This window comes from bacterium (genome assembly GCA_013360215.1).
Taxonomy (GTDB): Bacteria; CLD3; CLD3; order SB21; family SB21; genus JABWCP01.
Genome location: JABWCP010000010.1, coordinates 73,828 through 98,730 on the forward strand (window position 1 = coordinate 73,828; position 24,903 = coordinate 98,730).

20 protein-coding genes are annotated in these 24,903 nt (G+C 38.8%); 3 read left to right on the top strand and 17 right to left on the bottom strand.

Features of this window, described 5'->3' with window-relative positions:
* Positions 1–6: 6 nt before the first annotated feature.
* A complete protein-coding gene (locus HUU58_08720; GenBank protein NUN45752.1) occupies positions 7–591 on the top strand; it encodes a hypothetical protein in 585 nt (194 codons plus the stop codon).
* 190 nt (positions 592–781) lie between these two features.
* Here HUU58_08720 and HUU58_08725 read toward each other — a convergent pair whose 3' ends face one another.
* The 13 genes from HUU58_08725 to HUU58_08785 all read right to left on the bottom strand — a co-directional run bounded on the left by HUU58_08725 (position 782) and on the right by HUU58_08785 (position 17,108).
* Entirely contained in the window at positions 782–2,296 is a 1,515-nt protein-coding gene (locus tag HUU58_08725) for a hypothetical protein (protein NUN45753.1), read from the bottom strand.
* Between the two features lie 197 nt (positions 2,297–2,493).
* Entirely contained in the window at positions 2,494–3,048 is a 555-nt protein-coding gene (locus HUU58_08730; protein ID NUN45754.1) for a GNAT family N-acetyltransferase, read from the bottom strand.
* A 148-nt stretch (positions 3,049–3,196) separates the two neighbouring features.
* Positions 3,197–3,793, bottom strand: coding sequence for a mobile mystery protein B (locus HUU58_08735; protein ID NUN45755.1), 597 nt, complete (start codon positions 3,791–3,793; stop codon positions 3,197–3,199).
* Entirely contained in the window at positions 3,784–4,248 is a 465-nt protein-coding gene (locus HUU58_08740; protein NUN45756.1) for a mobile mystery protein A, read from the bottom strand. The genes HUU58_08735 and HUU58_08740 overlap by 10 nt, the downstream gene beginning before the upstream one ends.
* Positions 4,249–4,553: 305 nt before the next feature.
* Positions 4,554–4,922: a DUF3703 domain-containing protein gene (locus HUU58_08745; GenBank protein ID NUN45757.1), complete on the bottom strand. Its 369-nt coding sequence runs from the start codon at positions 4,920–4,922 to the stop codon at positions 4,554–4,556.
* A gap of 11 nt (positions 4,923–4,933) precedes the next feature.
* On the bottom strand, positions 4,934–6,205 hold the full coding sequence (locus HUU58_08750; protein ID NUN45758.1) for an efflux RND transporter periplasmic adaptor subunit: 1,272 nt from the start codon (positions 6,203–6,205) through the stop codon (positions 4,934–4,936).
* 11 nt (positions 6,206–6,216) lie between these two features.
* Positions 6,217–10,578 carry a CusA/CzcA family heavy metal efflux RND transporter gene (locus HUU58_08755; GenBank protein ID NUN45759.1) on the bottom strand — a complete coding sequence of 1,454 codons (4,362 nt, stop codon included), beginning with the start codon at positions 10,576–10,578 and terminating at the stop codon, positions 6,217–6,219.
* Positions 10,579–10,682: 104 nt separating this feature from the next.
* Positions 10,683–11,096, bottom strand: a complete 414-nt coding sequence (locus HUU58_08760) for a hypothetical protein (protein ID NUN45760.1) — start codon at positions 11,094–11,096, stop codon at positions 10,683–10,685.
* Positions 11,097–11,878: 782 nt separating this feature from the next.
* The gene (locus HUU58_08765; GenBank protein NUN45761.1) at positions 11,879–14,110 is read right to left on the bottom strand and encodes a multicopper oxidase domain-containing protein; all 2,232 of its coding nucleotides are present in this window, start codon (positions 14,108–14,110) and stop codon (positions 11,879–11,881) included.
* The gene (locus HUU58_08770; protein ID NUN45762.1) at positions 14,111–14,770 is read right to left on the bottom strand and encodes a class I SAM-dependent methyltransferase; all 660 of its coding nucleotides are present in this window, start codon (positions 14,768–14,770) and stop codon (positions 14,111–14,113) included.
* Between the two features lie 52 nt (positions 14,771–14,822).
* Positions 14,823–15,686 carry a DUF3347 domain-containing protein gene (locus HUU58_08775; protein NUN45763.1) on the bottom strand — a complete coding sequence of 288 codons (864 nt, stop codon included), beginning with the start codon at positions 15,684–15,686 and terminating at the stop codon, positions 14,823–14,825.
* A 93-nt stretch (positions 15,687–15,779) separates the two neighbouring features.
* On the bottom strand, positions 15,780–16,151 hold the full coding sequence (locus tag HUU58_08780; GenBank protein ID NUN45764.1) for a hypothetical protein: 372 nt from the start codon (positions 16,149–16,151) through the stop codon (positions 15,780–15,782).
* Between the two features lie 267 nt (positions 16,152–16,418).
* A complete protein-coding gene (locus HUU58_08785) occupies positions 16,419–17,108 on the bottom strand; it encodes a hypothetical protein (GenBank protein ID NUN45765.1) in 690 nt (229 codons plus the stop codon).
* Between the two features lie 590 nt (positions 17,109–17,698).
* Here HUU58_08785 and HUU58_08790 point away from each other — a divergent pair.
* Complete coding sequence (locus tag HUU58_08790) at positions 17,699–18,676, top strand: IS30 family transposase (protein ID NUN45766.1); 978 nt, start codon at positions 17,699–17,701, stop codon at positions 18,674–18,676.
* Between the two features lie 24 nt (positions 18,677–18,700).
* Complete coding sequence (gene erm / locus HUU58_08795; GenBank protein NUN45767.1) at positions 18,701–19,501, top strand: 23S ribosomal RNA methyltransferase Erm; 801 nt, start codon at positions 18,701–18,703, stop codon at positions 19,499–19,501.
* A gap of 156 nt (positions 19,502–19,657) precedes the next feature.
* Here the strand turns inward: erm and HUU58_08800 are convergent, their stop codons facing one another.
* The 4 genes from HUU58_08800 to HUU58_08815 form a co-directional block, all read right to left on the bottom strand.
* A complete protein-coding gene (locus HUU58_08800) occupies positions 19,658–20,797 on the bottom strand; it encodes a site-specific integrase (GenBank protein NUN45768.1) in 1,140 nt (379 codons plus the stop codon).
* A 284-nt stretch (positions 20,798–21,081) separates the two neighbouring features.
* Positions 21,082–21,534 carry a hypothetical protein gene (locus HUU58_08805; protein NUN45769.1) on the bottom strand — a complete coding sequence of 151 codons (453 nt, stop codon included), beginning with the start codon at positions 21,532–21,534 and terminating at the stop codon, positions 21,082–21,084.
* Positions 21,535–21,570: 36 nt separating this feature from the next.
* On the bottom strand, positions 21,571–22,938 hold the full coding sequence (locus HUU58_08810) for a GHKL domain-containing protein (protein NUN45770.1): 1,368 nt from the start codon (positions 22,936–22,938) through the stop codon (positions 21,571–21,573).
* Positions 22,928–24,301 carry a sigma-54-dependent Fis family transcriptional regulator gene (locus HUU58_08815; protein ID NUN45771.1) on the bottom strand — a complete coding sequence of 458 codons (1,374 nt, stop codon included), beginning with the start codon at positions 24,299–24,301 and terminating at the stop codon, positions 22,928–22,930. Before HUU58_08815 ends, HUU58_08810 begins: the two co-directional genes overlap by 11 nt.
* Between the last annotated feature and the right edge of the window lie 602 nt (positions 24,302–24,903).

The window sequence follows — 24,903 nt, forward strand, 5'->3', positions numbered from 1 at the left end:
GTAATCATGAAAAATAAAATTATCTTTTGCGCACTGGCGATCGTGTTGTTATCGAGTTGCGGTCCCGATCCGGGAACATCTGAAGATTATGCGGCCACGGTAGCCGAAGGCTGGACTTTTTTTGAAACCGGTTCGTATCCGCAAGCGAAAGAACGTTTTCGCGCGGCCATCGCGATAGACCCTGCTTTTTCAGAAGCCTTTACCGGTTTGGCATGGTCACAGATGAAAACGGACAGCTTAGATGAAGCCGTCACCGTTTTTAGCTTTGGTTCGGCTACGTCTGACGTCACCGCCGATTTGTGGGCGGGATGGGCGTTTACGGAACATGCGCTAAAGCAGTACACCGCTTCCAATGGTCGCATCACAAATGCCCTTGCCGCGGATGCGAACTGGATATTTAGTCATACCGCAGGATTATCGGTCAGCGATCTTCGCGTTTTGACGGCGGAAAATCACTTTGCACTCGGCAGTTATGCGGCCAGTCTTTCGGCCGTTCAGCAACTCAATGCGGCTTTTACCGCGGATGTGACGACCACCGCCGGTCAGTCTGCGCTCGCCGCTGAGATTGAGCGATTGAAGGGAATAAACTAAGTCTTTATCTCAAGGGTCATAAAAAAAGGCGAAGTGCAACACTTCGCCTTTTTTATTTTCAGGATGTGATTTGCGATGGGCGGGAAGCTTTAGTACAAATATTGATGCGGAGAACCAAACTTTGATTTACCACAAATGTGTCTGCGGAGCACTAAACCGCCACTTTTGCCGGACCCGTGTTGTGCGTTCTTTATTTTTCATATCCAAACCAATTTCCTTTATCGTCAAACTTCCATTCCTTTGGAAGGTTTTGTATTTGATAAAGGTTTATGTATTCAGATTTGTACGTCTGGTTCGCATCAGATGGTATCACTATGTCACTGAGCATATAATTGTATCTTTGTGTGGCTTCATTCGAGTTGCCGGGTAAACTCATACTTTCTTCTGTGGGGTTTAAAATAAAAACCCGCTCATATTTTTGCAAATCGTTATTATTAAACGAGGTAATTAAACAAGATTTTGTGCCAAGAAACCAGTTACTAATGTGTTCCGCGCCATTTCTTGTTATTATTAAATCGTTATTGTTAAAACCTACTGCTGATTTCATTTTCATCAAATCCAGATAAGTCTCATCATTACTTTCTCTGTTTCGGGTTAAATTCGAGATATCACCAACTGCGATGAGGATTGTACCAAACAAGACCAGCCCGATAACCGACTTTTTTATCCACGGCTTGGATATATTATATTGAACCATAAAAAGCAGCACAAAGATTATGGGTAAACATATGTAGTTTGCAAATCTCGCCATTAACAAGAGTTCGTAGATGGGAAATACGAGTAGGTAACAGAACAAGATATTGGATATCCAAAATATACTATTTTCTTCATCAGGTTTTGTCTTGGTATTTCTGTACCAATAGTAGAAAATTGCTATCACACCCAAAGGAAAAATAAGTATAAATAACGAAGCAAATTTATCTGGGTCATTAGCCGAAAAAACCATTCCCAAACTTGAACTGTCAAATATTCGGTTTATATAAAAACCTACTCGTTCAAATCTTTGTATGTCTAATAAGTAAAATGCAAGTAATGCAATTCCTAACCCAATAAATAAGCTAAAAACAAGCTTAAGCGACAATCTTTTTCTTGTGTGAATTAACAAAGACAGCATCAACGATGCAGTGTATAAAAGAGCTGTCGCTGTACTTCCGAAATGACTAAGTACCATTAAGATAAATACAAGAAAAATTATAAAGAAGCGTTTGACATTCAGATTATCAAGTGCCGATTTTGACTGTTGCATAATGATGGCTAACAAGAGCAAGCCTAAAGCGTTTTTTTGTAAAAATTCAGGCATATACAAAATGCTCAAAGGATAAAATGCACTGGCAAAAACGAATACCCACATCCAATTAGGCAAGGTCTGTTCTTTAAAAATACTTTTTATAGTAGCATAAACCGGAATGGGTAATAAAGAAGGAATCAGGCACATCCAAAATCTTGTTGCTGACACAATGGCTACATGATTTTCAACTCCAAACCAACTTAAAACTTTTGCTGTAAAAGCATAAATATAGAAAAGCAACGGCATATCGGGAAAAGGTAGTGCCCCATTTTCAAGCAAACCTTTGGTTTGAACATAATAATAGTAGGTATGATTGAACCATCCTACAAATTCAGGTCTTCCAATCCAAATCACAAAAACACGAACAAGAAATGCAATAAAAATAAGGATTAAAAGAAGTTTTGAGTTTTGTTTCATATTAATTTTAATTATAACCCACAACGGTTTCGGGCTTTGCGTTCGGGCGGGTTTTCGGAGCACAAAGCATCAATTTATTACTCAAGTTTATTAGAATCTCTAAATTCCAAGTTTGCACGCGGCATGCTGAATTTGTTGAAGCATCGCCTCGCTTGACGCAAAACGGATGTCAGCGGTTCGTTGTTTTTTGTAAACCATTACTTTTTTCTATCGTCCCATTCTCTTTTTAGCATGGCAAATTGAAATTCACTTCCCCATTTTCCTTTAAAAAATATGTTTTCTATAAAGTGTCCTTCTTGTCTAAAACCGATGCTTTTTAATAGGTTCACGGAAGCCCTGTTTTCTGCGTCCGAAATTTCAACTACTCTGTGTATTTTTTGGGTGTCAAACAGAAACGACAAAATCCCAATTAACGCTTCTTTTGCAAAACCTTTTTTTTGTTCAAGATGCGAAATTGTAATTCCAATTTCTGCAATTCTTATGTCGGATTGATCAAGCTTAATTGCACAGTCGCCAATAATTTTTTTCGTTTCTTTATTTTCAATGCCGTACTGCACCCATTCTCCGGCTTTTCCAAAGTGTCTTGCTGAATTGTCTTTAATAAATTCTTCGGCTTGTTCCATTGTCATAGTATCAAAACTTTGATATTTAACAACTTCCGGATTAGAACGATAAACATGAAAATCAGGCAAATCAGATAATCTGAGATGCCGAATTTTAAGCCTAGTCGTTTCTATATTTGATACTTCCATTGCCTAAATTTTTTTGGATATGTATCGTTGTCTTTTACGAAGCCCGCTAACGTTCCCGCGCTTTGCGTTCGGGCGGGTTTCGGAACACAAAGCTCCAAGTTTGCACGTAAATCCGCCTGACTCAAAACCCGTATTACCTGCCGTTTTTTTATGTTTTAGCAAAATCAATCAAAGGCTTAATATCACCAGAATCTGCTTGCCTTATCGCAGTCAAATAAACTGATCTCGCTTCTCCCTTTTTATTTAGATTTGTGCTATTCCAAGTAAATATCGGTTTTCCAAATAATTGACTAATAATGATATCTGCTATTAATCTTGAATGCCTACCATTACCGTTTGGAAAACAATGTATTTTAACAATTCTATGTTTGAATCTTATTGCAAATTCCTCATCAGTATATGTTTTATTCTTTAACCAATAGAGACTATCATCCAATAATTGTTTTAAAGAAAATCCTATTTGATGCTTATCGACTCCAATATTTTTGTTTGTCTTTCTAAAATTACCTGCCCAAGACCAGACTTCGTTAAACATTCTTTTATGAAGTTCCTTTACAAAAATTTCGGATAGGATATACTCAGGTTTCCATTTTTTTCCAATAGTCCACTGTACAGATTTTTCTATATTTAATTGTTCGAATTCGTCTAATTCACCACGCGTTGTGATTGATTTTATTAACAGCCCCTCTTTCTCATCTTCATCTAAAGGTGTTTGCCCTTCAATATATTCTATTTCTAATCCCATAAATACTTTGGCATTTTAGTTTTGATTTCTTCAGCTCTATTTTTTATTGCTTTTTCTATACGAATTTTCGAATTCTCCTGATCCTCAAGTTGCATTGTGTATGAAGTTCTCATTACAATATCCTTTGCAATGTCTAAAGCTCTTTTTTCAATCATTTCTTCAATACTTTGTCCTTTTGGTATAAACCCATAAACAAGTTTCATATCAAGTACCGCTCCAACTTCCCTAAGGCCTTTTATTGTAATTGAACCATTGGCCTCACGTTCCTCAATCTCTTTTACACTTTGAGGAGATATTTTTAAACGATTACCCAATTGTCTCAACGACATTTTTAAAGCAATGCGTATTGTATGTATCCATCCTTTGGGGGGTATTGAAAATGAACTCAAAGGTCTGAACAATGCCAATTTTCTATCAGCTTGTTCAATAATTAGTCGTTGTTTTGAAATATCCATCAGGTTATATCCTAAAATTATTTACTAAAATTAAGGTTATAATATGAAATATCAAGATGTTTTTTAAGGTTAAAACCTGACGAAATGTTGTTTTAAAAATGGGGAGATAACGTTTTGGGGCTACAAGAAGTTGGCGCTTTCGGAGCACAAAACTGTCTGCCAGCACCAATGTTTATTAATTGCTCAAATGTTTGTATTCGCACTGCCCGCCCACTAATGCAAAACCCGTGTTGAGCCAAAATGCTACAGTTATATTACCAGTTGAATTGTTGTTATTATGGTCGTGTGAATGATTATGTCCCATTTTATTTTCTTGTTGCTTTAATTATTATTTTAAGGTCTTCGGGTATTTCCATGGGCTGTAGTGGTGGAACATTTGCACCTCCAGTATTCCCTAGTGGGATGTTACCGACAAAGGATTTTACTCCACCGACTAATAAGCGGGGAATTTGTCCGATTACTTCTTTTGGATTTTTAGTTTTGATGCCGAAAATCAACATTTTCCAGTGAACATAGGAATGTGCAAAAGGATAGGGCTGTCCAAGTATGTGTGCTCTTTCTAAGTGTTGCCAACTTTGTTGCAAATATCCTTTAGAAAAGGCATTTACAGCTTCGCTTATTTCCTTTTGAAAGTATGGTTTTAGTGCTGTCGGCATTGATGTGTTAAATTTCATAGCTTAAATTTTTAATGTTCGTGTGCCTCTCCTTTGTTGTTCATTTTAGCCAATATAAAAAATGCTCCGTTAACTACTACTTTGCTATTAGCGGGAATTTCCTTTAGCAAAGTAATCTCGCTGTAACCTATATCGGTTGTGCCTTTGCGAATAGGAATTTTTTCAAAGGTTGTTCCTTCTTCGGCGGGTTCGGGTTCCTCCTTTTCGCTGTGTTCGTGTCCGTGTTCATCGTGTTTATGCTCAGCAGTTGTGGTTTCGCTATGGTGTTCTACTTCCTTGTGAGCATCGGTAACGATAAAAATATAGTCCTGCCCTTCGTGGTTTACAATGGCGTTGGTAGGCACTGCATCAACGGTTGCATTTTCTAAACTTACTAGTGCGGTAATACTCATCCCGTCAATCAGTCCTTGTTTGTTGCCTTTTACCATTGCGTGAACGGCAATGGCTTTGGTGTTTGCTTCAAATGTGTTGCTAATAGCGTAAACATCGGCATCGTATTCTTTACCCGGATTGTTGGTAAGGGTAAAATGTATGGTTTGTCCAATTTTTAGTTTTTGTAAATCTTTTTCATACACATACAAATCCAAATGCAGTTGGTTGTTGTCCACAATTTCGGCTATGGGATTATCGGCATCTACATAGCTGCCAATGTTAACCATTACATTGCTGATTGCCCCGCTGATTGGGCTTGTGATACTAACGGCAGACTGAATATTATCTGAAGTAAGCGTTTCGGTATTAATGCCGATTAGCTCTAATTGCTTTTTCAGACTTGCTCGTCTTGCTTTTAATGTTTTAAGTTCTGCTTCGGCTGATTGCAGATTTTTTAGTGCTGTTGCGTTGCCTTGTTGCAATTCCTTTTGTCGGTTAAATTCTAATTGTGCCAATTCTGCTTTTGAAGAAATGCTTAAAAATTCTTCCTGTAAAGTGATGAATGAATTATTGGTGATGGTGGCAATTATCTGTCCTTTGCTAACAGTGTTGCCCGTTTGCACTAAGATAGATGTGATTACTCCGCCCAATGATGCCGTTGCATTGGCTTTATTCTGATTTGGCACTTTCAAAATTCCATTGGCTTTGAGGGAAGCTGTGAGTTGTTTTTTTTCAACACTACCGAACTCAATTTTTATTGATTTCATTTGTTCGGCTGTGAGCATTGACGTGTTGGAGTTTTCGTGTTCATCGTGATGCTCGTTTTCCTCTCCGTGCGTTTCTTTTTTGCTGTTGCAGGATGCAAATACTATTGATGTTGCAATGGTTGCTATGAGGATTATATTTTTCATGTTTTGAAATTTTATTTGTTGATTAAGAAATTGATGTTGATGATGGATTGATTGATTTGGTTAACCGATTGCAGATAACTCAACTGCACATCAGTAGCGGTTTGCAAGGCTTGTAAGTATTCAATGTAACCAATGTCGCCACTTTTGAAACCAAGCGTTGCGGTGCTGATTATTATGTCAGCATTGGGCAAAGCGGTGGTTTTGTAATAATTGTATTGCGACAAATTCTGGTTGTATTGCTGAAAAGCATTTTGCAACTGGTTTTGTAAAATCAGTTTTCCGTTATCGGCTACTTTTTGCAATGCTTGTTGTTTGTAGTCAAGCGATTTTATTTTTGCAGCGTTGCTGAAAAAAGTAAGCGGAATGCTGATACCTATGTTGAAGCCTTGAAAACGTTTGCTGCGGTCAAAGAATACATCAGAGCCGTTAATAGTTTGCACCCCAATAAGCGACTGATTGAAGTAACCTACACTATAGTCGGGAAGTGTAGAGGCGGTTTCTAACTTTTTGTTTTGTTCTGCAATTATTGCTTGCTGATACAACACCTTTAGCGATGGGTTATTTGCTATTAGCGTTGTGTCAAACGAACTGCTTAAAACAAGCGGTTGCAAATTTTCACTTACCGAAATTGTAAAATCTTCGCTTGTATTCATTAACGATTTAAGCGAATTGTAAGCCGTTGTAAATTCCGTTTCGTTTTGTTTAAGTAACTGAGAAAGTTGTCCCCGTTTGGTTTCGGCTGTGGTTTTTTCCAACAAATTGGTTTCGCCTGTTTTGTAACGCAAGGCGGCAGCATTCACAAAATCGTTATACAAACTGTCAAGAGATTGCAGTTGCTTTTTTGTGGTTTGTAAATATTGCAACTGATAAAACCAGTATTGCACCTGTGCTTTTATTTCGTTGGCGGTGGCTTGCTGCTGCAACTCACTACTTTGCAATTCGGCTTTATACAAACCTGATTTAGCGGTGTAATAAGTAGGAAAGGGAATACTTTGTGAAACCTGAAATGCCTTATCCTGATTGATGCTGTTAAATTGCCCAAACTGAAAATTGACATCCGTTTTTGGTAATTCAAACACCGATTTTTTCAAGGTTGCAGAAGATTGCACATTGAGTTGTTGCGATTGCATTTCTAAATTGTTTTTCAATGCTGAACTTATGGCATCTTCAACCGAAATGGTTTTGGCTGTTGGCGTTTGAGCATTTGCAGCATTGAATGAAAGCAACGCAAAAACTACAATAGCCGTTGCAGATATTTTGCGTATTGGCTTTTTGATTTTTGAAAACATCAAATACAACAACGGCAAAACAATTAGGGTTAAAAAGGTTGCTGTTATCAATCCGCCAATTACAACAGTTGCCAAAGGTTTTTGCACCTCTGCACCTGCACCATGCGAAAGTGCCATTGGTAGAAACCCCAACGATGCAACAGTGGCAGTCATCAGCACAGGTCGCAAACGGATTTTCGTTCCTTCTTTTATGCGTTGGATAATGTCGGTCATTCCGTCTTTCTCCAATTGGTTAAAAGTTCCAATCAGTACAATGCCGTTTAAAACCGCTACGCCAAACAAGGCAATAAAACCAATACCTGCCGAAATGCTGAAAGGCATATCACGAATGAGCAAGGCGAATACTCCGCCTATTGCACTCATTGGAATTGCGGTGTAAATAAGTGTTGCTTGTTTTACTGAACCAAATGTGAAATAAAGCAACATAAAAATGAGTGCTAAAGCTACTGGTAATGCAATCATTAGGCGTTTGCTCGCTGCTTGCAGATTTTCAAATGTTCCACCATAAGTGTAATAATAGCCTTCAGGCAATTTTACTTTTTCGTTCAATTCCTTTTGAATATCAGTAACTACACTTGCTACATCTCTACCTGAAATATTGAAACCTACAACAATTCTGCGTTTACCATCTTCACGGCTTATTTGTGCAGGACCCAATTCCATTTTTATTTCTGCTACTTGTGATAATGGTATTTGAGTTCCGTTTGTAGTTGGAATATACAAATGACTTACATCGTCAATGTTGTTTCGGTGTGTGCTGTCCAAGCGAACAACCAAATCAAATTTGCGTTCGTTTTCATAAACTACACCTGCCCCACCACCTGCAAAAGCGGTGCTTACAATGTGGTTTATATCCTCAATGTTCAAACCATAGTTGGCAATTTGCGAACGGTTGTATTTGATGACGATTTGCGGAAGCCCTGCAACCCGTTCAACGCTTGGTTCGGTTGCACCGTCCACACTTTGCACAACTGAATTTACCTTGTTTGCATAAGCCAAAAGTGTGTCCATATTTTCACCGAAAATTTTAACGGCAACATCTTGACGAATACCTGTCATGAGTTCGTTGAACCTCATTTGGATGGGTTGGTTTTTTTCAAAGAAAACCCCAGGAATTGTGCTTAGTTTTCTTTCTATTTCTTCTGCCAGTTCATCATACGTAACATCCCGTTTCCATTCGGAAGGCTGTTTAAGTATTATCATCATGTCTGTTGCTTCGGGGGGCATTGGGTCGGTGGGAACTTCGGCTGCACCTGTTTTTCCAACTACCATTTTTACCTCGTCAAATTCTTTGATTATGCGGGATGCCTGCATGGATGTTTCCAAACTTTGTGAAAGTGATGTGCCTTGCGGTAATATGCAATGGAAAGCAAAATCGCCTTCCTGTAATGTAGGTATAAATTCACCTCCCAATTTTGAAAACAGGAAAACAGAAACCACAAAAACGGCAACCGTTATGCCAACAATTACTTTTTTGAAACGAATGGCTTTATCTAATAGTGGTGCATAGATGCGTTGAAATAAATTCATCATTCTATCGCTAAAAGTTTGCTTGTGTGAAATGGTTTTTGGTAAAAACGCTGCACACATCATTGGAATATAGGTAAGCGATAAAATCAATGCCCCGAAAATGGCGAAACCAACAGTTTGAGCCATTGGGCGAAACATTTTTCCTTCAATACCTATAAGGGTAAGAATTGGTATATAAACTATCAGGATAATGATTTCGCCAAACGCAGCACTGTTGCGGATTTTTGAGGCGGATTGAAAAACTTCCTCGTCCATTTCATTCTGTGTTAGCTTTCCAATTGATTTTCGCAAACCCAAATGGTGCAAGGTGGCTTCTACTATAATTACCGCACTGTCCACAATCAAACCAAAGTCAATTGCACCTAAACTCATAAGGTTTGCACTTACGCCAAATACATTCATTAAGCCCAATGCAAAAAGCATTGATAATGGAATTGCAGAGGCTACAATAAGTCCTGCCCGGAGGTTCCCAAGAAATATGACCAAAACGAAGATTACTATTAATGCACCTTCAATTAAATTTTTTTCTACTGTGCTGATGGCTCGGTTTACTAAGTCTGTTCTGTCTAAGTATGGTTCTATTACTACATCTTTGGGTAATGATTTTTGAATGGTTTGCATTTTATCTTTAATTCTGCCAACCACATCGGCACTATTCGCCCCTTTTAGCATCATTACCACTCCACCTACTGCATCTACTTCACCGTTGTAAGTCATAGCACCATAACGAACGGCACTGCCTAAGCAAACTTCGGCAACATCTTTTATCAAGATAGGAATGCCGTTAGGATTGGTTTTTACAACAATATTTTTGATGTCGTCAAACGAACCAATCAAGCCAACGCCACGAATGAAATAAGCGTTTGGTTTTTTGTCAATGTAGGCACCACCCGTGTTTTCGTTGTTCTTTTCCAATGCGGTAAAAATTTCGGGAATGGTAATTCCCATTGCAATTAAACGGTCAGGATTTACGGCAACTTCGTATTGTTTGAGTTGCCCGCCAAAGCTGTTTACTTCTGCAATTCCTGGTGTGCCATAAAGTTGTCGGGCAACAATCCAATCTTGCATTGTCCGCAAGTCCATTGCTGTGTATTTACTTTCACTGCCTTTTTTCGGGTGAATAATGTATTGATACACTTCGCCCAAACCTGTGCTAACGGGTGCTAATTCAGGTGTTCCAACACCTTTTGGGATTTTGCTTTCGGCTTCTTTAAGTCGTTCGTTTATGAGTTGTCGTGCAAAGTAGATGTCCACTTTGTCGTGAAAGACAACGGTAATTACCGAAAGTCCGAAACGGGAAATGCTTCGCAATTCCTCTAAGTCGGGAAGGTTGGCAATGCTTTGTTCTATAGGATAAGTTACCAACTGTTCCACCTCTTGTCCTGCAAGGGTAGGGCAAACGGTGATGATTTGCACCTGATTGTTGGTAATGTCGGGAACTGCGTCAATAGGCAGTTTTGTAGCACTCCACACTCCCCAAACAATGAGTGCAAGCGTCATCAATGCAATGATGAATTTATTTTTTATGCTGAAAGCAATTATTTTGTCTAACATTATTTTTTAATCAATTTAATGAATGAATACACGATTACTTGCGGTGCGTTAGCACCGTAAGTAGTTTTGTTTTGTTCCGCTGAAGGCGGAACCTCATAAATTCATTAACTGATTTTAGGCGGCTGCCAAATAGATAAATACACCTCTGAAACAAAAGAGGCGTTGTAAACAAGAAAGTCTTGAGATGCAAAAGGTGTCAGGTTGTATAATGCAGTCGGGTAGAAAATGTTGGTCATAGATTGTCCGCAACAAGCACACATACAAGAAGGTGAGCAATTCTCGGTGTCGCTGTCGTGGTCTGAGTGGTCGGTTGTGGCGAAAGTAGATTGTTCTGAACCATGATATTTACAGTCGTCCTTGTCGCTGCAAGGCATAACCGCCAAAGCCAACAAGTAAAAACTGAATATGAGTGTCAAAATTTTTTTCACGGAGCAAATGTAAGGAAGTCCGCCGAATGTTACAATACCGAAATGCGCGGTATAACTTTTAGGTGCTGTTATAACCAGTACGGCGTACATTGCTTACGTTTTCCTTATGTGTCTGCATAACCATTTTAAACTGAGTTGTCAATACTGGTAATAACGAAATGATTAAACTAATGACGAAAATACTGTCGTAGCGAATGTCATTGTATCTCAAGACCCTTGTCCCGTCGTCACAGGCAGTGCATTCAAGTAGTTTAATTGAACTGTCAAAATAGAAATACAACATTACTGTTACTGGAAAAATTAATATAGCTAATACACAATTAATTAATCTTTGTCTTGGTGTCTGCTTAAAGATGAAATAGGAAAACAGAGTCGTGTAGAGTCCGAAAGAGATAACAAACAAGTCACTTGCGAAATGGAAGTATTTACGAGGATGCTAAATGAAATTTTATAATTTGTCAGCGAACAATATAAATGCCTGATTGTTTTTTGATAAGTGTCCTCGAAGTAAAACGAAAGTCCAGCCGTCACGACAAATATTAAGAAGAGAATAATTATGGTTTTCAACTTTGTCATTTAATTGTCCGGGTCTGTCTGCCGTATTGGTTATAACGGTTCTCGGCTTTGCGTAGTGGCGGACTTAGAAGTACTTCACTGTCAGCCTACCACAAATGCTGATTAGATGCACAAAGTTACAATTTTGCACTGAGCCCGCCATTACGCAAAACCGATGTTGTGCCTTCGTTGTTCTTTTTCGTCTGTTATGTTGTCGGTCAATACTGTCAGCATTGGGAAAGCTATACTCTTTGCCAAGTTTTGGTTTGCGTGTCGGCTCGTGCGACTTGGCAATGTGTATGGCTTGTGGGTTGGATTTAATAATTAAGTGTCAGTCCTATTCCAAAACCCATATCACTGTCGTAATGTGTTCTGAACCCTAAGTTTTTACTTGCGATATAATTTAGTCCAAACATATATTCTTTGTCTGTATTTACCATAAATGAGGCTCTAAACCTTTTTGAAAGCGGAATGTCTTCACGTCTTAATTGTACTCTTACATTTCCATCGTGATAGACTTCTGTTTGTAAAATTACAAGCATTGGTAAAGTATAAGCCACCCCTAAACTAAATTGTGTCCGATTGTCTTTGGTGTTTGTCTGCCCAAAAATATTTTTTTCAAATTCCCCATCTTGTTTTCTGTATCGCCAATCAAAACCAACAAATGGCATTAGCCATTGGTTTCTGCCAATGTATCGTCCTATGTGGGTTTCAGTTTCATAACCGTGTCTGTCGTGATAACCTAATCGCCATTCTGTGCCAAAACTCCAACGGGTATTTTGTAACATAGTCATTCCGTCATTACCATTGGTTGCAAAGTCGTTTTGGAACATAAAATGTAGTTCATTGCTTTCCCGTTGTAATTTTTTGTAAGCCCATTTTTTATCAGGCAGCAAGGGATTGGGTTCTTGGTTTTCTGTGCTAAAAACTCGGTTCATTCCTGCCATCATATGGTAGAGAATATGACAATGAAAAAACCAATCGCCATCTAAATTGGCTTCAAATTCTATAACATTGGTTTCCATTGGCATTATGTCCAACACATTTTTAAGTGGTGCATAATCACCTTGTCCGTTTATAACCCTAAAATCGTGTCCGTGCAAGTGCATTGGGTGTCGCATCATTGAATTGTTGTAGAGTGTTATTCTTACAATTTCACCTTTTTTGATTAGAATTTTATCAGTTTCTGCAAGCACTCGGTTGTCCATACTCCACACATAGCGGTTCATATTGCCTGTTAATTCAAACCTTAATTCTCTGATAGGTGCATCTTTTGGTAAAGTGGTTTTGGTGGGTGATTTCAGCATTGCGTAGTTTAATGTAACAATGTCATTGCTTGGCATTGTATGATTGCTATGGTCTGAATGTTGAGATGATTTTGGTTTATTTTCTCCTGTAATTTCATGGTACATTACCGTATTCATATCCATTTGTTGAAGCGACATATCCATTCCCATATCGTTCATTTTGCCGTTCATTTTCATCATATCATTCATCATCTTCATTCCTTCAAAATATTTCAGTTTGGGCAATGGACTTACTAACTGTTTGATACCTGAACCAATATAAATTGATGCCGATTTGGTGCGGTCTTCGGGTGTTGCCAAAAATTCGTAAGAAGTATTTTCTGCGGGAATGGTAACAATTACGTCATACGTTTCTGAAACCCCGATTATCAGTCTATCTACCACAACAGGCTCAACATCATTGCCATCATTGGAAACTACTGTAATTTTTCCACCTGCGTAGGTGAGCCAAAAATAAGATGATGCACCACCGTTTGAAATTCGCAATCTTACTTTATCGCCTGCTTTGAATTGAGAAAGTTGACTTTCAGATGTTCCGTTAATCAAAAATTTATCATAGTACACATCACTCACATCCATTGCCAACATTCGTTTCCATTCGTTGGTTAATTTGGTTTTGAAATGCCCTGCTTTTATGGCTTCTCCATAACTCTGAACGGTGTTTTTCTTGATGGCAAACCAATCATTGGCATTGTGTAACATTCTGTGAACATTGTCAGGATTATAGTCTGTCCATTCGCTTAAAATAATTGGAACAGTCGGCAAATCGTCAATCCCTTTTCTGAAAGTAGGGTCGTCTGTTCTTTTAAGAAGAACCATTGAGCCGTACATTCCAATTTGTTCTTGTAGTCCGCTATGACTGTGATACCAATGTGTGCCGTTTTGAATTATCGGGAAACGATAAATGTGCGTGGTATTAGGTTCTATCGGCATTTGGGTCAGGTACGGAACGCCATCTTCTTTATTAGGCAAATACAAACCGTGCCAATGCAAAGATGTACTTTCTTTAAGCCTATTGTGTACGTGTATTTCTGCTGTGTCGCCTTCTGTAAACGTAAGTGTAGGCATTGGAATTTGTCCGTTTACGGCAATGGCTCGTTTTTCTTTACCTGTAAAATTTACGATAGTGTCTTTTACAAAAAGGTCATATCGGACTACTTTTTGGGCGATAGTGTTTGTGGTTGCCAATAGTAAAACAACTATCGGCAACAGTTTTTTATAAATATTTTTTTGATTATCCATTTAAGAAATTTCATTTTTTGTTGCATTGAAATAGGAAAATGTGCCAATTGCTGTATTGATAGATTTTGTTACCAAAACATTGTCAAAACCTGCTTTTGTAATAAAATCGGGCATCAATCCTTTTACATTATCATTCGTGGTTTTGAAACCATCTAACAATTGAACCAATCTAAAAGTAAATCGCATTAACTTGTTCTGTGCTTTTCCCCAATCGGCAATAATGAGTTTACCGTTAGGTTTCAAAACCCGATGCAACTCTTTAAGACAATTCAATTTTGTTTCAGCATCTAATTGATGAAAAACCAAACAATTGTAAACTTTATCAAAAGTGTTATCGGTAAAAGGTAAAATACCACCATCGTATAAATGCAATGGAATTGAAGTATTATTTTTTGCCAATTTATGTTCGGCAATCGCCTTTACTTTGGGGTCTATATCCAATCCTTCTAATTTTGTTTTTGGATTTTTCTTATGTGCCAAAATCAAATTTTGTCCTGTACCAAAGCCAAATTCTAAAATCTTTTCGTTCGCTTGTGGATTGATTTCTTCAACCAAAAGTCTTCTGAATTTTTTTTCGGGCATAGTAATTTTAATTGCCAAATCATAATAGGCAGTTAAAAAATCGTAACCCAATGCTGGAATATATTTTTTATTTTCCATTTGTTTTTTCGTTTAAAAAATGGTGTAGCCAAATAGGCTACACCATTTTTGGTTATTCAATTGTTTCTACCGTTTTACCACAAGTAAGCATTTTAGAACCGTAATAAGGGTTTTTAACTGCATTTTCCTTGCTCAACCAATTAGCACCTTTGCCATTGTTTGCCATTGGGCAATGTTGGTAATAAGTAGGCGTTTCTTGTTTAGAAACTTTCAAGAGTTGATACATATTATCTGACAAAGTATTGAAATGGTCTCTTTGATGTCCCGTATCTTTGGTTTCTTCGATGTGTTCGGTATCAAATTTCAAGTCTTTCATTACTTTCATCCAAACAGTATGCTCTTCATTTGAAAGTTTATTCATCTGTACCGCATTAAGAGCATTGAGCAATTCTTTTGCTTTGGAAGAAGCTAGATTTCCGTCAGACTTTACCAAAGCATCTTTTAGAGCGAAGTAATTTTCAAAAACTGATGATAGTTGATTTACTTCTTGTTTTGTTTCAGTTGGCTTGTCTGTTGCTCCACCGTGATTGTGATTAGTATGGTCGTTAATCGTTTCTGATTTCACAATTTCCGTTTTTTTTGCACGGTCGTATTGGCAACAATTAGGAAGTTTGGCATACGCATCATCAGGTGCAAGAAATTGGTCGCTATCGTAACCTGCCAATGCAATCCGTTTTAAGATTTCGTCTTGACTGGTTTTACTTGGGTCGTATGTAAGCGTAGCCATTTTGGTATCTTTGTTCCAATCTACTTGGGCTACTTTCTTAACATTTCCTGTTTTTTCAATGGTGCTTTCGCACATTCCGCAGTTACCATATATTTTTACGCTTTCGGTTTTGGCGTTTTTTATTTGAGCGTTACACGCTGTGAACGATAGCAATAGGGTAATTGCCATCAATATTTTTATTGATTTCATCTTTTTTTAAATTAAATGTTTAACGAATAATTGAATTTGAAAGCAAGAAAAATGCTTTCAATTAGACAGACCTATGGCTGTCAAGGCAAAAAATTAGCCTATTTTGGGCGGTTGCCAAATAGAAAGGAAACCTGATGAATAATAGGTATCTTGATAATAAAAGTTAAGCTTACTAACGATTATTGTAATTCCTGAAAATCCGTCAAAAAAAGGAATTGTAAAGTTTGTGCAATTAGTAGGACAATGACAAGCTGGATTACCGCATTTCCCATCACAATCTTTACCGTGTTTACCACATTGTCTTTTTTCTGTGTTGCAACAATCTTTTTTTTCTGTCTTCGTATTAGATTGTTTGGTGCTAGTATTTTCTATGTTTTCAGAATTTGACCCACAAGCATAAGAGTCTGTTGGTGTCAAAAAGAAACCAATCAGGGTTAATAATGCTATGTAAAAAAATCTAGTCATATTCTTTATAACTGCAAATGTACAAATTTTATTCTGTCAAGCGTTGGTAAAAAACAGCTCTTTTGGTTTTTCAGCGTTGGCTTTATGTGTCGGCAAAAAACCAAATGTGCTGTTTGTGCGGTCGGCTTTTCTACAATGAGGCACAACGGTTTGGGTATTGCCGAAGGCGGGGACTTTTAGCACTGAACTTCAATAGAATTACTAAAGTTCAAATAAAGCAAAAAAGTTCAATAGAAGAACTTTAGCCCCGCTTTTGGCAATACCTTGTTAGCCATAGTTTTTTATTAACCCGTTTAGGTTGTTTTCTTTTAATAATTTGTCAATATACTTTCCTCTACTACTTGTTTTTCTTTGGTATGGAGCAAATAAAGAAGTTACTTGATTAAATTCTTCGTTAAGTTTTAGAAGTTCATCTCTGTTAGTTTCGTTTAAAGTACTATTTCCATACTTTTGATTAAATTCAATAAGTTTTTTAATGACGATTTCCTTTTCTACAATTTCTTTTTCAGAAGCATTTAAAGTGCATATTCCGTAAATTCCATTACAATAATGTTTCCATTCTGTTTCAAAAACTTCATTTAGTAACCTATCTATTTCTTCCGTTTTATTTATGAATAGATTGTCATACGCAAATTTATTTTCGTTGTGATTCTTTAAATTTTGAACGAAATTTTGTTTAAATGTTTCTTTTATTTCTTCTGGTTTTTTCTTGAAATTCTTGTAGTCGTTTAACTTTTCAATATGACTTTTTGAAAAATATTTTTCGTATTTAGTATTTACTAATTTGTCGGATAAAGGCGAAGTTATTATTTCTTGTTTCTCAATAGAATAGGAGTAATTAGGAATAATCTCCTTTTCTATTAGCTCTAAAATTTCGGTTTCAGAGAATCCTGTTTTTTCAGACAATTCTTTTAATTCAATAAAATTTTCTTTTATGTATTGCGTATCTGTTTTCATTTTTGTTAAAATTATGGCTAACGGTCGAGTGTATGTGCCGTAAGGGATTGCGGAGTAGTTCCCTGTCCACCGACACGAAAGTTTGAGCGGGCTACAATGCTTAAATACCCACTGAAACCCTTATGGCATATACACTTTGTTGTGCGTTCGGCTTTTATTTATTTCATTTTCTTATTGTAAATTTAAGCAAAGTTACTAATTTTGCATTCAATTATTTAGGTTTTTTTCATTATGTATTACAGCAGACCTTGGACGACTATCTAAGTGATAGACAGTCCCAAATAAATTTTCCATAATCTTTTTGGCAAGACAAACAGCCTATGTTTTGGTGTGTCGTCATTTTTAATGAAGGCATTTCTTTGTCATAGTTGCTCTGTCAGGTAATACTGTCTTTCACATCGCTACGATTTGAATTCAAGTATTCACCCTTGAGTTCAACTTGTAAATGCAACTTTTAATTTATGATTGTTGCATAGGAATAGATACAATATTTTTTCAGAGAGGAAAGAGAGAGTTACTCTCCTTCGCTCTGCTGAATGGATAAATATTACTATCTTCGCCTGTGTCCGTCCAAAGATTTAGTTGTAGATATGAAACATTTAACCGTAGAACAAAGATATACCATTTTTGCGATGTTGCAAATAGGTTATACACAAATAGAGATAGCAAAGACTATCGAAGTAGATAAAAGTACTGTAAGCCGAGAGTTAAGGCGTAATTGTGATATGCGTAGTGGTAAGTATATTATGGATTTAGCACAGCGCAAAGCAGATAAACGCAAGGCAGATAAGAGACGTAAAGAGCTATTTACCTTACAGATGCAGCGTAGGGTTAAGAAGCTCTTAAAAAGAGGTTTTAGCCCTGAACAGATTGCAGGTAGGAGCAAGAATGAGGATAAGCCAATGGTCTCTCACGAAACTATTTATCGCTGGATATGGGAGGAGAAGCGAAAAGGTGGCACGTTACACAAGTATCTAAGGCGGCAGGGACGTAAGTATGCTAAACGTGGCTCAAAGAACGCAGGACGTGGATTTATCCCTAACAGAGTAGATATTGATGAGCGTCCAAATGTGGTTGATAACAAAGAGAGATTTGGAGATTTAGAGATAGATACAATAATAGGTAAGAATCACAAGGGTGCAATTCTTACCATTAATGATAGACTAACAGGTAGGGTTTGGATACGAAAACTACAAGGGAAAGAAGCCATCCCAGTAGCTAAAGTAACCGCTTGGGCTCTACGAAAAGTAAAGAACTTAATTTATACTATTACGGCTGATAATGGAAAAGAATTTGCAAAACACGAGGAAATAGCACAAAAGTTAGAACTAGATTTCTACTTTTGTAAGCCATATCATTCTTGGGAGAGAGGTGCTAATGAGAATACTAACGGACTAATTAGGCAATACATTCCAAAGGGTACGGACTTTAGTGAGATAACCAATAAGCAGATTAAAAGGATAGAAAATATCCTCAATAATCGACCTCGTAAAAGACTTGGATACCTCACACCAAATGAAAAATTTAAACAAATTATTAACCAGAATTCAGTTGCATTTGCAAGTTGAATTCAGCACCTGTAAGAAGTCATAATGAATAAAAATAAATTGCCTGTAAGATTTACAGGTCAGCACTTTACAATTGACAAAGTGCTAATTGAAGATGCAATAAAACAATCAAGAATTAATCAAAACGATACGGTCTTAGATATTGGTGCAGGAAAAGGATTTCTAACTGTACATCTACTACAAAAGGCAAAATTAGTCATTGCGATTGAGAATGATTTTGAGTTAATAACGCATCTAAAACACAAATTTAAACAAACTCAAAACATTCAAGTTTTTGGATGTGATTTCAGAAATTATAAAATTCCTGATTTTTCGTTTAAGGTTGTTTCTAACATACCATTTGGTATAACATCAGAAATTTTAAAAATATTGATGTTTGAAAATATGGAAAGTTTTCAGGGCGGTTCAATTTTCCTGCAATTAGAACCTGCTAAAAAGTTATTTGTAGACAAAATCTTTAATCCTTACACTATCCTATATCATACATTTTATAGTTTGAAGATAGTTTACGAAATAAATCCTAATAGTTTTATACCTCCTCCAACTGTTAAGTCTGCTTTTCTTAAAATTGAACGAAAACCTTTACATATTGATTTTAATCAGAAAGTCAAATATTTAAATTTTCTATCCTTTCTGTTACAAAAACCTAATTTACCTGTCAGAACGGCTTTAAAATTAATATTCAGAAAAAGTCAGGTTAATGAGATTTCCGAAAAATTTGGAATTAATTTGAACTTAAAAATCGTGAATCTATCTCCAAGTCAATGGGAAGATTGTTTTATTGAAATGCTGAAAGTTGTCCCTGAAAAGTTCCACCCTTCATAATCACTTCTTTTATATTAAGGTGGTATTTCCATTATCGGGGTCTTGTCTTTTAAGCTGACGCACAACGTGTTTATATCGCAACCTTTAGTTTATCAATCTAACCAAAATATGGGGATTGGTACACCTTTGGTATGCTTATCGGTTCATAATATTTTTTTATAGATCATCGAAAGGGCTTTTAATCTGTTGTAAATTTTTCGTGCTGACATGGGTATATATTTCTGTAGTTCGGCTGCTGCTATGTCCCAATATTTCTTGAATATACCTCAAATCGGTTCCGTTTTCCAATAAATGTGTCGCATAACTATGTCTCAGCCAATGCAGACTCACCGGTTTTCTGATTCCTGCGCTTTCCACGCTCATTTTTAAAACCTTTCCAAGGCTTTGTTCGCTATATTGTTCTTCTTTATTTTGCCCTTCAAACAGCCATTTTTTTGGCTTGTACGAAAGATAATATTCTCTCAGAAGTTGTAATATTTTCAAACCTAATGGGACGACCCGGTCTTTTTTCCCTTTAGACTGTTTTATGATGACCAAACCTCTCTTCGAATCAATATCTGTAATTTTTAAATTTAGTAATTCGCTTCTTCGTAAACCGCAACTGTATATCAAGCTCAACATCGCTTTATGCTTGATATTTTTAGGTGCATCTAAAATGGCTTTAACCTCTTGCTTACTTAGTACATTGGGTAATAACTTTTCACGTCTTGGCCTATGGACGCTTTTCAAATCCAAAACGGTGTTTTCAATTTTGCTGAAAAATAATTTTACGGCGTTGACAACCTGATTTTGAAATGCCGCCGAATAATGTCCCTTTGCAATATACTCGACATTAAACTTAATAATGTGATCATTGGTGATTTTATCAGGAGGTACACTATGATGAAATCGTAAAAATGTTCGTAAAGCATCGGTGTAGGTTTTGATCGTGTTTTCACCGTATCGTCTTGATTGCAACCACTCCCCAAATTGCTCAAGCTTTCTTAGAACTTCCTCATTCAACTGTTTCGGTAAAATCATCTTAGCGTGGGCATCTTTTCGCGCCGGTTTATTTTCCGTTTTTTGGGATTTCAATGCACTGTAATCAATCCACGCTTTACCCCTAAAAAGCAAAAAAATGCGATTAACATTTTCTTTGGTATTAGGCATTTGCCATGCCTTATCGGCAGAGTCCCATCGGATGTCCGGAAGTTGTTTTACAAGAGCTATCAGTCCCTCATCAAAACCAAATCTGATCAAAACACGATTTTCCTTGTTGCGGATAGTCGCATCTAAACGAATTACTTTATCGTGCATATTGCTACGCCTAACATCAAAAATATAAGTTAACTAAAGAACCCTTCGAGACGTGGCATACCAGACGGGATAGATGCGTAAGTATATATGTACCCGTTTCATTTGTCAATGACTATTTGTAGAAACGCGATCGAGAAAAAAGCTTTTCAAACATCATTTTGATACAGCCGAACCGTACCGATTTTCAAAAGAGAAACGAACCCGCGCTTTATTGCAGCCGCGTGTCATGTTTGATACCCTTCAGAAGATAACATACCCTTCAGATCAGTCAACGCGCATTGGGGCTATCCGACGGATGAAGATTTTCCCATAATCCGCGGATACAATAACCCATTGGCCACGGCGACGATACCAAACGTAATCACACTGTCTAACATAGTATAGACGTAAAACATTTTAGTATGCGCGTAGTGATTCATATAGATCGCACTGACGCTTACAAATAACAACCACGGCAGAAAAAATATCTTAACGCTTTTGATGATCCATTTGCCGCCGACGACCGGGGCCATGCGATGAAAAATAAAAACACTTACCGTCCAGAGGATAAAATTATACACATACGATGTGATCCAGTCTCCGGTAGTAAAACTCACATTAAACACACCCGGCGCGGACTCCATCGCACCAAAAAGTCCCGGAAAAACGAGCATCATCTCCATAGGAAACGCGGCGATATACCGGACGACATTGAGCAGCAGTACAAGTAAAAGAAATCGGACGATTGTATGATTCATACCTATCTCCTCAAATAAAATTAATGGCAGGGACGATCAAAAACGTAATGTAAAAACGGTTTTCACATGCGGCTTGGACTGGACGGTGATGGAGCCGCGATGCAGACGCATAATCTGACGCGAAAGACTGAGTCCTATGCCGCTGCCGTCGGGTTTGGTCGTAAAAAACGGAATAAAAATTTTATTGAGCGCTTCTTCGATAATACCGTACCCATTATCGGTGACGTGAATGCACACGCGCCCGTTTTCGTCCATATCCGCGCGAAGCCAGATTTCCGGACGCGATTGGCCTTCGACGGCATGCATCGCATTGACCAGCAGATTGATGAGTACCTGCTCGATCAGGATGCTGTCGGCGGTGATTTCGAGCGATTGGGGGTCTATGGATTTACTGAAAAGAATTTTTTTCTCCGCCATACGCGGGCGCATCAGATGTTCGATCCGGGCAAAAAGTTCCTCCACCGTCACTAAGCGAAACGTAGGTTTAGGAATTTTGGTCAGATTGCGATACGCATCCACAAAATGGATCAGTCCCTGGCTGCGGTTTTGGATCGTCGTCAAAGCGCCGTGAATATCCGAAAGCGTGTCGGAGTCCGGCTTGTTTTGGTTTTCATTTTCATAAGTTTTGGTTATGAGATCATTGACGGTGGATGCGAGCGAAGAAATCGGCGTTACCGAATTCATAATCTCATGCGTCAGTACGCGAATCAGATTCTGCCACGCTTCCATTTCTTTTTCTTCCAATTCCGTCTGGATATTTTGGAGGGAAACAAGGCGATAGAGCTGCTCGCGCAGTCGAAACTCCGTGGCTTGCACCATCAGCTGCATAAATTCGCTCCGCATTTCCACTTTGATGATGGCTTTATCCCCTGTTTTCAGGTTGATAAACGCATCGGCCAGCGACGGGCTCAATGTTTTGATACTGTGGATATTTTTCAGATCCACGGTCGGAAGCCATTGCCCTGTCCTGAGAAGCCGGCGCGCCGCCGTATTCATCAGCTCGACCGTACCGTCGGAGGTAAACGCGATCAAACCCACACCGATATGCTGGACGACCGTTTGCAGATAGCGGAAATGTTCTTCTTTTTCGGCGCGTGTCTTGCGAAAATTGGTAATAATTTCGTTAAACGCGGATTTCAGTTCATCAAACGACGAACCGAGACCGGCGCCGGCAAACGTCTGCGTAAAATCCTCATGACGAACGGCTTCCAGAAATCGCCGGAGGTCGCGATTGGTTTTTTCGACATACACGATCATACTGCCGATCTGGTACACCACGATCACGGCGAGCAGCGCCATAGTGACATACAGCTCCGTCGCCCGCATGACATAAATCCACACATTGATCGTCGCTGTCAATAACAGGATACGCACGATCACCATGAGTCGAAATTTAGATACCATGTTTCTCCAAACGGCGGTAAAGCGACGTGCGTGTAAGCCCCAGTTCTTTGGCGGCCTGGCTGATATTGCCGTTGTGTTTTTCGATCACTTTGTGAATCAGCGCTTTTTCGATTTCTTCGAGATTATAATCATCGACTTGTAAGGGCTCCGTACGCGTGCGACCTAACTCCAACGCAAAATCATCCGCGGTCATAAGCTGGGCATCGCATAAAATCACGGCACGCTCGATGGTGTGCTGCAGTTCGCGCACATTACCCGGCCACGGGTAATTTTCCAGTTTATGGATAGCCGACGGGCTTAGTGTGTGCGCGGGTTTCTGATATTTTTTTGCATAGAGTTTGACAAAATGATCCGTCAATAAATGAATATCCGGCTTCCGTTCGCGCAGCGGCGGCAACTGGATTTCGATCGTATTGATGCGGTACAATAAATCCTGGCGAAAAGTTTTTTCCTCCGCCATTTGTTTGATCGGCATATTGGTTGCGCAGATCAGGCGCGCATTGACCGCGATCGGTTTGTTCGAGCCGAGGCGGGTGATTTCATTTTTTTGAATGGCCGTCAACAATTTGGATTGCAAGGCCAACGAAAGATTTCCAATCTCATCCAAAAACAATGTGCCGCCGCCGGCCACTTCAAAACGGCCCACACGATCTTCTTTGGCATCGGTAAAAGCGCCTTTTACATGACCGAACAGTTCGCTTTCAAAAAGCGTTTCACTGATGGCGCCGAGATCGACGGTGATAAAAGGTTTGTCTTTGCGGTGGGAGCGATGATACAAGGCGCGTGCGACCAATTCTTTACCCGTCCCGTTTTCACCGAGGATCAGCACATTGGCATCGGTCGCGGCGACTTTTTCGATCGTGGCGAAAACTTTTTTCATCGCCTCACTTTGACCGATAAACTCCGCCATCGGCGACTCCATCGCCTGCACCAATTGTTTTTCGCGATCACGCAATTGATCGGCCTCACGCCGCGAAACGCGCAGTCGTACAGCCGCGGATAACGTCGCTAAGAGTTTTTCGTTTTGCCAGGGTTTGAGAACAAAATCCATCGCCCCCGCTTTGATCGCCCGCACGGCCATATCGACATCCCCGTAGGCCGTGATCATGATCACGACGGCATCCGGTTTGATTTGCAAAATACGCTCAAGCCACTGAAAACCCTCGATTCCGCTGCTCACATCGCGGGTAAAATTCATATCCAAAAAAATCACATCCCACGCTTCTTCTTTGAGCAAGTGCGGGATGCGCTCCGGATTTTTTTCCGTACGAACGGTTTCCACGTGTTGCTTCAGAAAAAGACGCGCGGCCAAAAGCACGTCTTCGTCGTCATCTATGATCAGAATTTTGGAAGAAGCGAGCATAACTGTAATTTTATTTTCAGGTTGATTATCGATGCATTTCTAACGATTTGTAAGGTGTTGGTCTAAAGAACCGTGGCCGCATTCACAAAATATTTATTACCAAAAAACCGTTTCGTTCGTTTTTACAGAAACACATTTACATACGCATGGCGCGCTGTTTTGTTTGTTTTTAATTTCCGTGAAATGTGCGAAAATTAATAGTTAATACGAATAACTACATTGGAACAACCGTTTTAAACCATCAAATCCATACTTAAAGATGCAACGTCCTGTTTTTAGTGGGTTCCCGCTTTCGCGGGAACGACATGCTTTCACGGGAACGACACGCTTTCGCGGGAACGACATGCTTGCACGGGCGTGGCCGCGTGAAGTTATTCGTATTGCCTCACCCGCGTACGCGGGTGTCTATGTGACCACAGGTTTAGCATTGTGGTTAACGAATTTATTTCTTCACAGTGGGTTCCCGCTTTCGCGGGAACGACATGCTTGCGCGGGAACGACATGCTTGCGCCGGAACGACACGCTTTCGCGGGAACGACATGCTTTCACGGGCGTGGCAGCGTGAAGTTATTCGTATTGTCTCACCCGCGTACGCGGGTGTC

Bases quoted from the DNA above. Each gene is read 5' to 3' on its own strand.
- HUU58_08720 (NUN45752.1), top strand. From the start codon at position 7: ATGAAAAATAAAATTATCTTTTGCGCACTGGCGATCGTGTTGTTATCG.
- HUU58_08725 (NUN45753.1), bottom strand. From the start codon at position 2,296: ATGAAACAAAACTCAAAACTTCTTTTAATCCTTATTTTTATTGCATTT.
- HUU58_08730 (NUN45754.1), bottom strand. From the start codon at position 3,048: ATGGAAGTATCAAATATAGAAACGACTAGGCTTAAAATTCGGCATCTC.
- HUU58_08735 (NUN45755.1), bottom strand. From the start codon at position 3,793: ATGGGATTAGAAATAGAATATATTGAAGGGCAAACACCTTTAGATGAA.
- HUU58_08740 (NUN45756.1), bottom strand. From the start codon at position 4,248: ATGGATATTTCAAAACAACGACTAATTATTGAACAAGCTGATAGAAAA.
- HUU58_08745 (NUN45757.1), bottom strand. From the start codon at position 4,922: ATGAAATTTAACACATCAATGCCGACAGCACTAAAACCATACTTTCAA.
- HUU58_08750 (NUN45758.1), bottom strand. From the start codon at position 6,205: ATGAAAAATATAATCCTCATAGCAACCATTGCAACATCAATAGTATTT.
- HUU58_08755 (NUN45759.1), bottom strand. From the start codon at position 10,578: ATGTTAGACAAAATAATTGCTTTCAGCATAAAAAATAAATTCATCATT.
- HUU58_08760 (NUN45760.1), bottom strand. From the start codon at position 11,096: ATGTACGCCGTACTGGTTATAACAGCACCTAAAAGTTATACCGCGCAT.
- HUU58_08765 (NUN45761.1), bottom strand. From the start codon at position 14,110: ATGGATAATCAAAAAAATATTTATAAAAAACTGTTGCCGATAGTTGTT.
- HUU58_08770 (NUN45762.1), bottom strand. From the start codon at position 14,770: ATGGAAAATAAAAAATATATTCCAGCATTGGGTTACGATTTTTTAACT.
- HUU58_08775 (NUN45763.1), bottom strand. From the start codon at position 15,686: ATGAAATCAATAAAAATATTGATGGCAATTACCCTATTGCTATCGTTC.
- HUU58_08780 (NUN45764.1), bottom strand. From the start codon at position 16,151: ATGACTAGATTTTTTTACATAGCATTATTAACCCTGATTGGTTTCTTT.
- HUU58_08785 (NUN45765.1), bottom strand. From the start codon at position 17,108: ATGAAAACAGATACGCAATACATAAAAGAAAATTTTATTGAATTAAAA.
- HUU58_08790 (NUN45766.1), top strand. From the start codon at position 17,699: ATGAAACATTTAACCGTAGAACAAAGATATACCATTTTTGCGATGTTG.
- erm (NUN45767.1), top strand. From the start codon at position 18,701: ATGAATAAAAATAAATTGCCTGTAAGATTTACAGGTCAGCACTTTACA.
- HUU58_08800 (NUN45768.1), bottom strand. From the start codon at position 20,797: ATGCACGATAAAGTAATTCGTTTAGATGCGACTATCCGCAACAAGGAA.
- HUU58_08805 (NUN45769.1), bottom strand. From the start codon at position 21,534: ATGAATCATACAATCGTCCGATTTCTTTTACTTGTACTGCTGCTCAAT.
- HUU58_08810 (NUN45770.1), bottom strand. From the start codon at position 22,938: ATGGTATCTAAATTTCGACTCATGGTGATCGTGCGTATCCTGTTATTG.
- HUU58_08815 (NUN45771.1), bottom strand. From the start codon at position 24,301: ATGCTCGCTTCTTCCAAAATTCTGATCATAGATGACGACGAAGACGTG.